General features: G+C 77.6%; 1 protein-coding gene. It reads right to left on the bottom strand.

Annotation, left to right across the window (positions count from 1 at the left end; all coding sequences use genetic code 11):
* Positions 1-401 (bottom strand): hypothetical protein (locus ACSNOD_RS31785; RefSeq protein ID WP_436770526.1); only part of this gene is annotated, 401 nt, incomplete at both ends.

The following is a 401-nucleotide window of genomic DNA, read 5'->3' as shown; positions in this document are numbered from 1 at the left end:
TCCAACTCCTCCGGGCGGCACAGCAGAACAACCCGCGCCGCCACCGCCCCGTGCAACTCGTCGCCGAGCACCATCTGGGCGACCCGGTTCTCCCCGGGACCGCACGGACCCGGCCCCACGACCACGAGATCCGGGGCCGAGGCCCGTGCCGGCTCCTCGACGGAGCCGACGGCGCGCCGCAGCGCATCGTCTCCCGTGCCCGGGGCCCGTACGAGCACTCCCAGCTCCAGGTCCGGCCGCAGCGCCCGCAGCGCCCGTATCCGCTCCCGGCAACTCCGCTGTTCCGGGGCCGCCCCGCCGACGGAGGGCGCCTCCACGACGACCGCCGCCACGGTCTCGCCCAGTGCGCCGGCGAGACCGGCCGCGCCCCGGCGCCAGTCCTCCTCCCGCACCAGCACCGC

Origin of the sequence: Streptomyces sp. URMC 123, assembly GCF_051386515.1 — a bacterium.
Lineage (GTDB): Bacteria > Actinomycetota > Actinomycetes > Streptomycetales > Streptomycetaceae > Streptomyces.
The sequence above is the reverse complement of the archived record's forward strand: the minus strand, read 5'-3'. Positions and strand labels throughout refer to the sequence as shown.